The 12805-nt window shown below is 71.1% G+C and carries 9 protein-coding genes; 2 read left to right on the plus strand and 7 right to left on the minus strand.

Annotated features, from left to right (window positions below; translation table 11 throughout):
- Positions 1-111: 111 nt before the first annotated feature.
- The 4 genes from ACFY3V_RS38750 to ACFY3V_RS38765 form a co-directional block, all read right to left on the minus strand.
- Positions 112-1110: an aldo/keto reductase gene (locus ACFY3V_RS38750; RefSeq protein ID WP_362904385.1), complete on the minus strand. Its 999-nt coding sequence runs from the start codon at positions 1108-1110 to the stop codon at positions 112-114.
- Between the two features lie 17 nt (positions 1111-1127).
- Positions 1128-1676, minus strand: coding sequence for a hypothetical protein (locus tag ACFY3V_RS38755; RefSeq protein ID WP_350950121.1), 549 nt, complete (start codon positions 1674-1676; stop codon positions 1128-1130).
- Between the two features lie 87 nt (positions 1677-1763).
- Positions 1764-4547 (minus strand): LuxR C-terminal-related transcriptional regulator, encoded by a 2784-nt coding sequence (locus ACFY3V_RS38760; protein WP_362904388.1) that lies wholly within the window; start codon positions 4545-4547, stop codon positions 1764-1766.
- A gap of 249 nt (positions 4548-4796) precedes the next feature.
- Positions 4797-5393, minus strand: coding sequence for a TetR/AcrR family transcriptional regulator (locus ACFY3V_RS38765; protein ID WP_362904390.1), 597 nt, complete (start codon positions 5391-5393; stop codon positions 4797-4799).
- A gap of 136 nt (positions 5394-5529) precedes the next feature.
- Here ACFY3V_RS38765 and ACFY3V_RS38770 point away from each other — a divergent pair, with 136 nt between their 5' ends.
- Positions 5530-6954 carry an MFS transporter gene (locus ACFY3V_RS38770; protein ID WP_389780318.1) on the plus strand — a complete coding sequence of 475 codons (1425 nt, stop codon included), beginning with the start codon at positions 5530-5532 and terminating at the stop codon, positions 6952-6954.
- 51 nt (positions 6955-7005) lie between these two features.
- On the opposite strand, the gene ACFY3V_RS38775 is transcribed toward ACFY3V_RS38770, so the two are convergent.
- The 3 genes from ACFY3V_RS38775 to ACFY3V_RS38785 form a co-directional block, all read right to left on the minus strand.
- Positions 7006-7764, minus strand: a complete 759-nt coding sequence (locus ACFY3V_RS38775) for an AfsR/SARP family transcriptional regulator (RefSeq protein WP_350950117.1) — start codon at positions 7762-7764, stop codon at positions 7006-7008.
- Between the two features lie 291 nt (positions 7765-8055).
- On the minus strand, positions 8056-9480 hold the full coding sequence (rox, locus tag ACFY3V_RS38780; protein ID WP_389780320.1) for a rifampin monooxygenase: 1425 nt from the start codon (positions 9478-9480) through the stop codon (positions 8056-8058).
- A gap of 522 nt (positions 9481-10002) precedes the next feature.
- Positions 10003-11037: a LacI family DNA-binding transcriptional regulator gene (locus tag ACFY3V_RS38785; RefSeq protein WP_362904397.1), complete on the minus strand. Its 1035-nt coding sequence runs from the start codon at positions 11035-11037 to the stop codon at positions 10003-10005.
- Between the two features lie 291 nt (positions 11038-11328).
- Between ACFY3V_RS38785 and ACFY3V_RS38790 the strand changes: the two genes are divergently transcribed.
- Complete coding sequence (locus ACFY3V_RS38790; protein ID WP_389780323.1) at positions 11329-12594, plus strand: extracellular solute-binding protein; 1266 nt, start codon at positions 11329-11331, stop codon at positions 12592-12594.
- Positions 12595-12805 lie beyond the last annotated feature (211 nt).

Below are 12805 nucleotides of genomic sequence, written 5' to 3' on the forward strand. Positions count from 1 at the left end.
CGGGGGGGGGGGGGGGGGCGGCGGGGGGGGGGGGGGGGGGGGGGGGGGGGGGGGGGGGGCCGGGGGCCCCCGGCCCCGGCCCCCCCCCCCCCCCCACACCGGTCCCGTCCCTCAGCGGTCGACGAACCGCATGCTCTGCTCGTTCCAGCGCTCCCCGTAGACCTCATCGGAGGGAACGGCCGCCTCCACGGCGGCCAGGTCGGCCGGGGTGAGGCTCAGGAAGGCGGCGTCGACGTTCTCCTCCAGATGGGCGCGACGCCTCGTTCCCGGAATGGGGATCACGTCCGGCCCCCGGTGGTGCAACCACGCCAGCGCCAGTTGCGCCGCCGTGACCCGCAGTGAGGCGGCGAGCTCGACGAGACGGTCGGCCAGGGCGAGGTTGCGCGGCAGGTTGTCCGGGGCGAACCGGGGCAGCCCGAAACGCCGGAAGTCGCCCTCCTCCAGCTGCTCGGGGGAACGGATGGCGCCGCTGAGGAAGCCCCGGCCCAGCGGGGAGTACGGCACCAGCGCGATGCCCAGCTCCCGGCACGTCGCCACGATCCGGCGCTCGATGTCTCGCGACCACAGCGACCATTCGGTCTGCAGCGCGGCGATCGGGGCCACCGCGTGGGCGCGCCGGATGGTCTCGGGCCCCGCCTCGCACAGTCCGATCTCGCGGATCTTGCCCGCGGCGGCGAGTTCGGCCATCGCGCCGACGGTCTCCTCGACACCGACCTCGGTGTCGACGCGGGTGAGGTAGAACAGGTCGATGTGGTCGACGCCGAGCCGCCGCAGCGAGGCCTCACAGCTTCGCCGGACGTAGCGGGCGTCCCCTCGGACGGCGGCGCCGACGCCCGGTCCGGGGCGCACCACGCCGAACTTGGTCGCCACGATCGCCGTCTCCCGCCGCCCGGCGACGGCCTTGCCGACGAGCTCCTCACCGGCGCCGTGGCCGTAGACGTCGGCGGTGTCCAGCAGTGTCGCCCCGAGATCGAGGGCACGCCGGATGGTCGCGATCGACTCGGCCTCCACCGTGGCGCCGTAGAACTCCGACATGCCGAGGCAGCCGAGGCCCTGCGCGCCCACGGTGAGGGATCCGATCCTGCGCGTGGGAAGTCGTGTCAGGGTCATCTGCGTTCTCCGTCCCGTTACCGCAGGTAGACGACGATCGACGACTCGTAGGTGTCATGGGCGTCCTTGACCAGCGGCCGGAACTGGCGAAACCCGATGGCGCCGCGCAGCGGCCCCGCGACGACGACGGCGGGGAAGGTGGCGGCCTCGCCGGCGGTCAGCCGGGCGTCGTCGACCAGTCCTCCCGAGCGGATGACGTTGCCGTCGTTCAGCCGGATCTCCTCCCCGAAGTAGGCGATGAAATGGCCGTCGTGCTCCTGGCGGTAGAGCATGCGGCCCGCCCCTCTGGTGTGGCCGAGCGGCTCGCCGTCCGAGCCGAATATCTCAAGCCGCACGGTGGCGAAATCCTTCTCCGTGGGCGTCGTCCCGGTGGGGTCGGGATTACTGGAGTGGTATTCGACGACCTTCTCGGTGAGATCGCGCAGAATCAGCGACCGGCCCGGCCGGCCGAGGGCGCCGACCCTTTCCGAGGTGGTTTCCGGTGGCGCCGCCACGAGTGGCAGGGCCCAGGAGTTCACGGTGTCGAGCACCGGTGAGATCCGAGCGGAAAGCACGCGGAAATCCATGGTCGCCTCCTGGGCGGAATTCCGAGCCGCCGTCCGGAACGCGGAGGCTCGCAGGAACCGACATTAGAAAGAACGGCTCAAGTGGTCCTAAAAGCGCGTGGCGTAGTCGCGGCCGGCCGCTTTCCGCCGGGTCGCCAGGGCGAGTTCCATCCGGGAGCTGACACCGGTCTTCCGGTAGATCCGGGTCAGGTGAACGTCGACGGTCCGCATGCTGATGGTGAGCCGGTCGGCGATCTCGCGGCGCTTCATGCCCGTGCAGATGAGCAGCGCGATCTCACGCTCGCGGTGCGTGAGCCGGCCGAACATCTCCACGGGGCCGGTCTCGGGTTCGAGTTCCGCGGCGGACGGCCCGCTCGTCTGCCTGCCGAGCCAGTCGAGCATGGTCGCCGCCCCTGACCGGCGTGCCATCTCGGCGGCGAGCCTGGCCGTCCGGGACGACCGTTCGGCGTGTCCCAGCTCGCCGAGCACGCGTGCGGCCTGCCCCAGCGCGTAGCACTGCTCGATTCCCATTCCCGCCGACGCGAAGCGATCGGCCGCGTCCTGGTAGCACCTCGCCGCCTCGGCGAGCGAGCCCCGCACGCGGTGCAGATGCCCTCGGGTGAGGTCCGCGTAGGCGAGGTTGTGCGGCATCGGAACGGCCCGGGCGTGTTCCTGGCTGTTGTGCACCCAGCCGTCCAGGGGCATGCCGGCGTCCATTCCGGCGGCGCACAGCATCTCCCAGGCGGTGTTGCGGTAGGCCATGGGAATGGTCCGCAGCTCGGACCCCTTGCCCTCGTTGAGCAGGAGGGCGACGCAGTGCGCGGGGTCGTCGTCGAGCCACGCGCATCTGGCGAGGGTCAGCGCGGCGATCGAGGCGCTGCCGTTGACGTTGGCCTGCGACGGTGACTGCCTGGCCAGTGCCTGCTGGGCGAGGGACCTGGCCTTCCCGCTGCCCACCGGCTGCATCCAGACCTCGGCCGCGGACTTGAGCGCGACCGCCTGGGTGTGCCGCAGGGAGTTGTCAGGGCCGGACTCGATGATGGCGGCGTTGGCGGCCTCGCGGGCCTGTTCGAGCTGCCCGAGGTGGCGCTCGGCCTCACTGAGCAGCACCAGGAGCGCCGGGAGCAGGAAGATCCGCTGGCGGTGGCGGGCGACGTCGACGCCCCGCCGCACCTGCCGCTGGGCCTCCACGTAGCGGCCCAGATAGAGATGGGCGAGGACGACCACGAACAGGCTCTCCACGTGACACGCCACCAGGTGCTCCGGGGCGCGGTCCAGCGTCTCGCCCGCGGCGGTCGCGTCGGCCAGTGCCCGGTCCACCTCACCGGAGAAGGTCGCCTCCAGCGCCCGAAGACCGAGCAGGCCCGCGGCGGTGAGGTCGTCGCGGCCGGTACGGGCGACCTGAAGGGCCTGCTCCAGCTCGGCCCTGCCCGGTATCCGGCCGAGCATGGTCGTGCGGAAACCCCGCGCGAACACCAGACGCGGCCAGACCGGTGAGCGTCGCAGGTCCTGCCGGGCGAGATACTCGTTGAGCAGGCCGAGGGTCTGCGCGTCCTGGCTCAGCACCGCCTCGACCATCGACACGGAGGCGACCTGCCCGGCCAGCGTGAGCGGGTCCACCGAGCCACCGGACTCGTGCACCAGGAAGAGCAGGTCCCGGCTCTCGGTCATCCGCCCGATCCGCCCGAACGCGGTGCTCAGTGCCAGCCGGGCGCGCATCCCGATCTCGCTGGAGACGGGTGCCTCGGCGATCACCGGTGTGAGCCAGGAGACGCACTCGGCGACGTCCGTCTCCATGATCTCGTAGGACGCGTCCACGATCCGCGCCAGCTCGCTCGCGCGGACCCGTGACAGCGAGCTGACCAGGTGGAAGCCGAGCTGCTTGCCGGCCTGGCCACGGGCGGAGAGCAGGCCCAGGGCGCGCTGGTGGGCGCGGGTGGCCCAGCAGGGGTCGATCGTCCTGCGCAGCAGCGTGCCGAAGACCTCGTCGCGGACGGAGAACAGCGTGCCGATCGGCTCGACCCGCACCAGGTCACGCCGGACCAGGCCGCGCAGGGCGGCGGAGACCACCAGCGCGTCCAGTTCGGCGATCTCGGCGAGCAGTTCGACGTCGAACCGCGAGCGCAGGATCGCCGCGGCGTTCAGCACGTAGCGCTCGTTCAGCGTGAGGCCCCGGACCTCGGTGAGCACGGTGAACTCGAACGGGGCGACGGCGGTGTCGCTTCCGGACCACGTGCTGTGGTCGAGGGCCTGCAGGGCGCGGAGGCTGAACGGGTTGCCGCGGCTACGACGGCGAAGATCGTACGGAGCGGGGACGGGCGTCATGGCGAGCATCTGCTCGTCGCCGAGCGGCGCCAGCTCGATGCGCGCGGTGCGGCCGAAGGCCACGCCGAGGGAGACGGCCTCGGCCAGCGCCTCGGGCGTCTGCCGGGGACGCAGCGATACGACCACGTCCACCAGCGGCGGGGAGGCGCCTTCGGCGATCTCGGCCAGTTCGTGGATGGTTCGCTCGTCGGCGAGGTGGGCGTCCTCGATCACCACCAGCTCGCGGTCCGGCTGCCGCCGGTGCCGTGACAGGCCGGCCACCCCCGGCGGCTGATGGCGTTCCGCGGACAGCCGGGCACGCCGCAGCATCTTCCTGACGCTGTTCATCGTGCCCTCTCGGTCGCCGCGCGAGCAGCGGTAGACGGCGGCGGGCAGGACGGTCCACTGCCGGTCCCGCACGAGCGCGGAGAGCAGGTGCGTCTTGCCGGCCCCCGGTTCGCCGAACACGGCGACGAGACGCCCCTCGCCTCCTGGTTCCCAGGTCAGGTGCTGCAGTCTGTCCAGTTCGGCGGTGCGTACCACGGCGACGGAAGCGGTGTCGGAGAAGCTCTCTTCGTGCGAACTCATCTCTGTGAAGACCCCAGGCGTTCGTGAAAGAAAGACGGCGGGTGGCCCTGGCCGCGCTCCCTGGTGCGTACGGGCCGGTGTTTGCTGTGGTGACGGTTTGCGAGGTTCTGCTGCCGGTCCCCTGATCCGGCGATAACCACTATTAGCCTACCTAATTAGTTGGTTTTTATCACCACCTGTCGCCGATGGGGCGTGCGGGAGGCCGGTCGCCCGCCGTCGAGGGGATGGGTGGTCCGGTTGCGGGCCCGCTCAGGACCGGTGGTCGCGTGTGGTGATCCCCTCCAGGACGAGGAGCAGGAGGCGAGGGCTGTCGTCCCTGTCCGGCAGGGACTGCTCGCGCACCCAGGCGGCACCGCTGAGCAGGTCGAACAGTTCGCCGGGAGTCAGATCGGCGCGTACCAGGCCGGCGGCCTGCGCGGCGCGAAGCAGGTCCGCGCCGCCGTGATGCATCGCGTTGCACATGGCGTACGAGGGGGTCCCCTCGTCGTACATGCTCTGCGCGAGGATGCCGACCAGTCCTCGGAAGGTGCTGAAGTGCCGCACCGCCCGCTCCATCCACTCCGCCAGGGCCCCCAGCGGGTCGGGGGAGGAGAGCAGTCGCTCGGCGTGGGCGACGAGATCGGCCAGCCCGTCCCTGGTGGCGGCCTCCACCAGGGAGGCGCGGACGGGGAAGTGCCGGTACAGCGTGCCGATCGCCACGCCGGCCTGGGCGGCGATGTTCTCCAGGGACGCCTCGGAGCCGTCGGCCTCGAACGCCTTGCGGGCCGCGGCCAGGATCGCGTCGTAGTTGCGCCGGCCGTCGGCGCGTTTGGGGCGCTGGGCGATGTGGGGCGTGCCGGTCGTCATCGAACCTCCCGCTTGACATCCTGAGGCAGCCTCAGCTTGACTCTTCTCATCCAAGCTGAGACGTCCTCAGTATAGTTCCGGCCTCTAACCTGAGGATGCCTCAGTATGTGTCCGGGCGATCGGTATTGGAGGTTCCATGAGTACCGACAGCGTCTCCGACGGGATTCCGGCCAGGGAGGCCCCTGCCCGGCCGTGGGCGCTCACGCTCACCGCGATCGTCGGCGCGGAGTTCATGTTGCAGCTCGACGGCACCATCGTGAACGTCGCGCTGCCGACCCTGCAGTCCGACCTGGGACTCTCGATCACCGGTGGGTCGTGGGTGCCGAACGGTTTCCTCCTCGCCTTCGGCGGGCTCCTGTTGCTCGCGGGCCGGCTCGGTGACGTGCTCGGCCACCGCCGGGTCTTCCTCGCCGGAATCGGGCTGGTCGTCGTGGCCTCGCTGCTCGCCGGTCTCGCGCCCAACCTGGAGGTCCTGCTGGTCGGCCGGGTCCTGCAGGGGGCCGGCGCGGCGATCGCCGGCCCGACCGGCCTGGCGCTGCTCGCGATCGTCTTCGAAGGAGAGCGCCGCCAGCGCGCCTTCGGCCTGTACTCCACCGTCACCGGCCTGGGGGCCTCCGCCGGCATGGTCCTGGGCGGTGTGCTGACCTGGGCGGGGGACTGGCGCTGGAGCCTGCTGGTCAACGTGCCCATCGGCCTGCTCATCATCGCCGTCTCCGTCAAGGTGCTGGGTCTGCGTGACGAGGCCACCCGGCCGCGCCCGCTCGGCCTGCCGAGCGCCCTGCTGGGCACCGCAGCCGTCACCGCCGCCGTCTACGGGCTGGTGCGCGCCGCCGAGAGCGGCTGGGGCGACACCGGCGCGCTGAGCTCACTCGCGGCGGCGGTCCTGCTGGCGGCGGCGCTGCTGATATGGGACCGGCGCACCGAGGAGCCGCTTCTGCCGCTGGTGGTCTTCGCCGGCAGGCAGAGGGCGGGAGCCCTCCTGTGCCTGCTGCTGCTCGCGGCGGTGCTCACCGGTTTCCTGATCTATCTGGTCCAGTACCTGCAGGGTGTGCTCGGGCTGGACGCCCTGCGCAGCGGGCTGGCCATCCTCCCCTTCGGCCTGGCGCTGCTCGTCGTCACCCAGCTGCTCACCAAGCACATCGCGAGCGTGAGCCTGCAGACCCGAGCGGTGCTCGGCCTGGTCGTGGTGCTGGCCGGGGTGGCCTGGCTGACCCGCCTCGACGCCGACGGCACCTACCTGACCGGCGTGCTCCCGGCGCTCGTCGTCATGGGACTCGGCGTCGGAGTCGCCATCATCCCGTTCAACATGATCATTCTGACCACCGCACCGCCCGAGTACGCGGGCGTCACCGCCGGCCTGCTGCAGACGGCGCTGACCGTCGGAGGGTCACTGGGCCTGGCGGCCCTGCTGATCCCGTTCACCGCGGGCGGCGCCGACATCGCGGCGAACATCTCGTCGGTGTTCGTCTGGGCCTGCGCGGCGATAGCGCTGGCACTGGCGGTGGCGCTGCTCTTCTGGTTCGGTCCCGGGGCGCGCCGGGCCGCGGCGGCCCAGGGCTGAGCGGGAGGTGAGCTCCGGCACCGTCCCGCGCGGGGGACGGTGCCGGAGGCATCAGCCCGCGATCGCGTAGTCGGTGTCCGCCTCGAGGATCGCGAACTGCAGCCTGCGCATCGTCCTGCGCGGATCGAGGCCGAGTTCCTCCCGCAGCGCCTGCCGGGCGGACTGGAAGACCTCCAGCGCCTCGGCCCTCCGGCCGGAGCGGTAGAGGGCCAGCATGAGGTGCTCGCGGAGGTTCTCGTTCAGCGGGTACTCCTCGACCCACGCCGACAGGTCACCGATCAGCTCCCGGTGCCTGCCGAGCCGCAGCGAGCAGCGCGCGACCGTCTCCAGGCACTCCAGTCGCACCTCCTCCGCCCACCGGGCGAAGGTGCCCACGATGAGCCCGTTGTTGATCCCCGCCAGGACCGGCCCGCGAAACAGGCCGGCCGCTGCGGCGGAGACCTCCAGCGCCCGCTCGGGCTCGCTCTCCGGTACGGCCCGCGCCTCGGCGTGCAGGGCCCGCAGGAGGAACACGTCGACCGACGACCTCTCGACCTCCAGCAGGTATCCCTGCGCGTGGGTCCGGATCGTCGCGCCCTCGACCGCCGGCTGGACGAAATTCTTGCGCAGGTGGGAGATGTAGACGTGCAGCGCGGCACGAGCCCGCCGGGGCGGCTCGTTCCCCCACAACTCGTCGATCAGCTCATCCGTCGAGACCGGCTGGTTCGCGCGGATCAGCAGGGTGGCCAGCAAGGTCTCCACCTTGGGCGCGTTGACCGTGCGCGTTCTCTCGTCCACCAGTTGCAGCGGCCCGAGCAGTTCGTATCTCATCTGTCTCCCGAGTGGCTTGAGCCTGGCATCAAGTGGTGATCGACCCTTTTTTGCCGGGTAGCGCCATTCTTGCGACGGATGAGCGGGTTGCCATCAGCGGAAGTGCGTACGAACCCACCGGCGAGTGCGTAGTCACCGCCCCCGCCGGAACACGCCCGGCTCCCGCCCCGGGTGGCCGATCTCCCGCACCGGTCACCCGGGGCGGGAGCCGGCCGCGACGCCGTGGCCGACTCCCGGTGAGAACGGAACTCGGGAGCCGAGCCGGTTGTCCCGGGCGCCGGGACCGCACGCTCAGCCGGCGGCGCCGAACCACCTGGACAGCCCGCCGAGCAGTTCCTGCTGGTCCTCGCCGACCCACGCCACGTGGCCGTCCGGCCGCAGCAGCACGGCGGGCACGTCCAGCTCCTCGCCGCCGTCGACGACGTGGTCGACCCGGCCCTCCCAGCCCGCCACCGAGAGCCGGCCGGTCTGGTCGAGCAGCAACCCGCGACCTTCGTGCGTCAACTCGTAGAGACGACCGTTCTTCAGCGCCACGTCCCGCATCCGCCGGCCGAGCAGTTCGTGCCCCCCGCCGAAGTCGTAGCGAACCCCGATCGCGACGATTTTTTCGATGAGATACCGGTTCACCTCCTCGAAGTCCATCAGTTCCGACAACAGGCGGCGCACAGAGCGAGGGCCAGGCTCGGTGGACAACAGCTCCATCTGGGCGCGGGTGTTGTCCAGCACGTCGGCGGCCACCGGATGCCGTTCGGTGTGGTAGCTGTCCAGCAGTCCTTCCGGTGCCCAGCCGCCGACCTCGGCGGCCAGCTTCCAGCCGAGGTTGAACGCGTCCTGGATGCCGAGGTTGAGCCCCTGTCCGCCGACCGGGGGGTGGATGTGCGCCGCGTCACCGGCCAGCAGCACCCGGCCGGTCCGGTAACGCTCCGCCTGCCGGGTGGCGTCACCGAAGCGAGACAGCCAGCGCGGTGAGTGCACGCCGAAGTCGGTGCCGGAGAAGACCCGCAGCTGTCGCTTGAACTCCTCCAGCGACGGCGGGGCCGAGCGGTCCTCGACCACTCCCTCGGCCGGAACGACGACGCGGTACACGCCTTCCCCGAAGGGGCCGAGGCCGAACCGCAGGTTGGTCTTGCGGACCTCGGCGACCACGGCGGCGACCGTCTCCGGCGGCACGCCCACCTCCATCTCGCCCAGCAGCGTGTCGTTCCTGGAGGGCTCGCCGGGGAAGGCGACACCGAGCAGCCTGCGCACCGTGCTGCGGCCACCGTCGCAGCCGACGAGGTAGCGCGAGCGCAGCCGCGTGCCGTCGGCCAGCTCGGCGGTCACCCCGTCCTCGTCCTGGCTCAGCCCGACCAGCTCGTGGCCGCGCCGGATCTCCGCGCCGAGCTCGGTGGCACGCTCGGCCAGCAGACGATCGGTGACGGGCTGCGGGATGCCGAGGACGTAGGGATGCGTGGTGTCCAGCCGGTCGGGCGCGGGCTTGGCGAGGCCTGCGAAGAAACCGCCGAGCGGGTGCTTCCTGCCGTTCGCGAGAAACCTCTCCAGCAGGCCACGCTGGTCCATCACCTCGATGCTGCGCACGTGCAGGCCGAGCGCGCGGACATACCCGGCCGGCTCCGCCTCCTTCTCCAGCACGAGCACGCGCACCCCGTGCAGCCGCAACTCGGCGGCGAGCATCAGGCCGGTCGGCCCGCCGCCGACGATGATCACGTCGATCATGAAGATCCCCCATTCGACAGAGTTCGCTTTCCGGCCGGCTGCTCCGCGTGGTCCGGCGGCGCGCACACCCGCGTCCTCGCGCCGGGTGCCCGCGACCGCACCGCGAGTTCCACCGGTGGTCCGGCGTCTCGCATGACCCGTACGTCGATCGGCGAAGAACGCGTACTTCGCGGACCCCTGATCTCCCCAGGTTCCGGCCTCGGGCCATGATTCTGCGGCAAGACCCGGGTCTTGCCGCAAGCCCCCCGGTGCGCTATACGTTGAGAGTGGCAGGTAGTGGGTGATTTCCCGAACTTCGCCGTTTGTCGATTTCACCGGTCGCCGTTCGTCGCGGCCGCGCGGTCTTCTCCCGAAGCGATGACGCGTCGCGTACGACGCCCGTCCAGCCGAGCCCGTTCGCCCAGGTCGTTGACGCCATCGTCCTCCGACCTCGTCTCCCGCCCGTTGCCGCAACCCGCCGATCCGGCCGGGCGCCGAACCGGGCGCCGCGAGATTCACGGCGGTGTCGTCGGAGAGTCCTTCTCAGGGGGCGGCCCCGTCGGCGGAGCGGCGCGGGGCGGGGGCGGTCGTGAAGCGCAGGGAGATCGGGGGAGCGAGGAGAAGGTGCCGGACCGGGGTTTCGGGGTTGGCGATGCGCTGGATGAGCAGGTCGACGGCGTGGGCGCCGAGCTGGTCGGCGGGGACGTCGGCCGCGGTGAGGGGCGGGTGGAGGTTCTCGGCCCAGTGCTGGGCCGCGACGCCGGTGATGGAGAAGTCCCGGGGGATCTCCAGACCGGCGTGACGCAGGGCCCGGTAGACGCCGGGGAGCGCGGCCTCGTTGATGGTGGCCAGAGCGGTCACCTCGGGGTGGTCGGCCAAAAGCCGCTCCACGCACGTGTGCCCCGCTGAGGCGTCGTCGGCACAGCACAGTTCGACGCCTGTCAGGCCACGTTCGGCGATGGTCCTGGCGAAGCCCGCCTGGGCGCGGTGGCCCGGCCCGTAACCGGCGGCGACGAGTTCGGCGGAGCGGTTGACCAGCGCGATGTGCCGGTGCCCGAGATCGGCCAGATGCTGCACGCATCGGGAGATCAGCGTCTCGTAGTCGACGTCCACCCAGCACATGTCCTCGGGCTCGGCGGTACGGCCGATGCCGACGAACGGCAGGCCGGTCTGCTGGAGCCGGGTGACCCTGTCGTCCCGCAACCGGATCTCCATCAGGATGATCCCGTCCACCCGGCTGCCGGTGACGACCCGCTCGAAGGAGCGGTCGTGCTCGCCGCCGGACGGCGAGAGCAGGACGTCGAGGTCGGCCCGGGCCGCGGCGTCGACCACGCTGGCCACGAATCCCAGCTGCATGTCGGTGAGCCGCTGGCTGGCCGGCGGGATGACCAGGCCCAGCGTGCGGGTGCGGCCCTCCTTCAGCGCCCGGGCGCTGGCGTTGGGCCGGTAACCGAGCTCGTCGATGACGTCCTGGATGCGTCGCCGGGTCTGTTCCGACAGCGAGCGTTTGCCGCTGAGCGCGTAGGACACCGTGCTCCGCGATACCCCTGCCCGCCGGGCGATCTCCCCGATGTTCATCGAGACTCCTCAAAAATCCGGGTCGACACAGACACATGATAGGTCGAATCGGTTCACCCGGGGAAAGCGGCCGGACACGCCATGTGAACGACGTGGCGTACGGGCCTCCGAGGTCCCGCCCTGAGGGGCGGGCGGAGGCGGGCAGAAACCCTCGGGGGCCATGCATGTCGGTCCAGGCACCCCATTGACCTTCGTCCCGGCGGGGCCTATGTTCATCGAATCGGTTCGACAAATCGATTCGACACGAGATCGAAACAATCCGGAAAAGTCCGTTGGCGGAAGGAAGACCCGATGAGATCAGCGGAATGGGGGCGGCGCGGCGCCGGAATGAGCCTGGTGATCTTCGTGCTCACGAGCGGTCTGGCCGCGTGTTCGTCCTCCGACGCCCCTTCCGGCGGAACCTCCGCCGACGCCTCCGGTGGCACCTACACGATCTGGGATCCGTATCCGCAGTTCGACGGCACCTCCGAGTGGGTGAAACTGCTCACCAAGTGCGGCACCGACGCGGGAGTCTCGGTCACCAGGACCGGTTACGACACCAGCGACCTGACGAACAAGGCCCTCCTCGCCGCCCAGCAGGGCAACTCCCCGGACGTGCTGATCGTGGACAACCCGGTGGTCTCGACGCTGGCCGAGGCCGGAGTGCTTAGCACGACCGAGGAGGCGAAGATCGACACCTCGGCGATCGACCCCAACCTCCTCGCGGCGGGCCAGAGCGGCGGCAAGACCTACGGGATCCCCATCGGGGCGAACACCCTCGCGCTCTACTACAACAAGGCGGTGCTGAAAGAGGCCGACGTCGACATCGCCACCGTGAAGGACTGGGCCTCGCTCACCGCCGCGCTGGACAAGGTGAAGGACGCCGGCAAGAAGGGCATCACCTTCTCCGCCATCGGCACCGAGGAGGGCAGCTTCCAGTTCCTGCCCTGGTTCTGGGGCTCCGGCGCGAACCTCACCCAGCTCGACTCCCCGCAGGCCGTCTCCGCCCTGGCGCTGTGGACCGACTGGCTGAAGAAGGGCTACGCCCCCAACTCGGTCATCAACAACACCCAGACCACCAGCTGGCAGGAGTTCGCGACCGGGGACTACGCCTTCGCCGAGAACGGCACCTGGCAGCTGGCCAACGCCAAGGAGGCCGGCTTCGAGTACGGCATCATCCCGATCCCGGCCGCCGACGGCGCCACCGCGCCCGCACCGACCGGTGGCGAGTTCGTCAGCGTGCCGGTGCAGAAGGACGCCGGCCGCTACACCGTCTCCCAGAAGCTGGTGAGCTGCCTGACCAGCGCCGACAACTCGCTCACCACGACCACCACGCTGTCCTACATCGCCCCCACGGCGGAGGTTCAGGCCAAGCAGGTGGCCGCGACGGCCGACCTGAAGGTGTGGGTCGACGCGGTGAAGGCGGCGAAGGGCCGCACGAGCGACGACCTCGGCACCAAGTACCCCAAGATCTCGCAGCCGATGTGGACCGGGGTGCAGAGCGCCCTCAGCGGTTCGAAGACCCCGCAGGAGGCGTTCGCGGAGGCCCAGAAGGCAGCGTCCGCCGCCACGAACTGACCGCGTCGGAGACTCGGCGAAGGACGTCATGAACAACCCCACACAGACCGCGGCCTCCCGCTCTGTGCCCGAGCGTGGGGGGGGGGGGGGGGGCGGCCCCCCCCCCCCCCCCGGGGGGCCCCGCGGCCCCGCCCCCCCCAAGGGGGGGGGGGGGGGGGCCGTGTGGCTTTGGCGGGGGGGTTGCGGGCGGGGCGGGCCCGCGCTGGAGGAG

The sequence above is a fragment of the Streptosporangium sp. NPDC000095 genome, assembly GCF_042899335.1.
Lineage (GTDB): Bacteria > Actinomycetota > Actinomycetes > Streptosporangiales > Streptosporangiaceae > Streptosporangium.

Coding starts and splice junctions, on each gene's coding strand:
- ACFY3V_RS38760 (WP_362904388.1), bottom strand. CDS start 4,547: ATGAGTTCGCACGAAGAGAGCTTCTCCGACACCGCTTCCGTCGCCGTG.
- ACFY3V_RS38755 (WP_350950121.1), bottom strand. CDS start 1,676: ATGGATTTCCGCGTGCTTTCCGCTCGGATCTCACCGGTGCTCGACACC.
- rox (WP_389780320.1), bottom strand. CDS start 9,480: ATGATCGACGTGATCATCGTCGGCGGCGGGCCGACCGGCCTGATGCTC.
- ACFY3V_RS38750 (WP_362904385.1), bottom strand. CDS start 1,110: ATGACCCTGACACGACTTCCCACGCGCAGGATCGGATCCCTCACCGTG.
- ACFY3V_RS38785 (WP_362904397.1), bottom strand. CDS start 11,037: ATGAACATCGGGGAGATCGCCCGGCGGGCAGGGGTATCGCGGAGCACG.
- ACFY3V_RS38765 (WP_362904390.1), bottom strand. CDS start 5,393: ATGACGACCGGCACGCCCCACATCGCCCAGCGCCCCAAACGCGCCGAC.
- ACFY3V_RS38790 (WP_389780323.1), top strand. CDS start 11,329: ATGAGATCAGCGGAATGGGGGCGGCGCGGCGCCGGAATGAGCCTGGTG.
- ACFY3V_RS38775 (WP_350950117.1), bottom strand. CDS start 7,764: ATGAGATACGAACTGCTCGGGCCGCTGCAACTGGTGGACGAGAGAACG.
- ACFY3V_RS38770 (WP_389780318.1), top strand. CDS start 5,530: ATGAGTACCGACAGCGTCTCCGACGGGATTCCGGCCAGGGAGGCCCCT.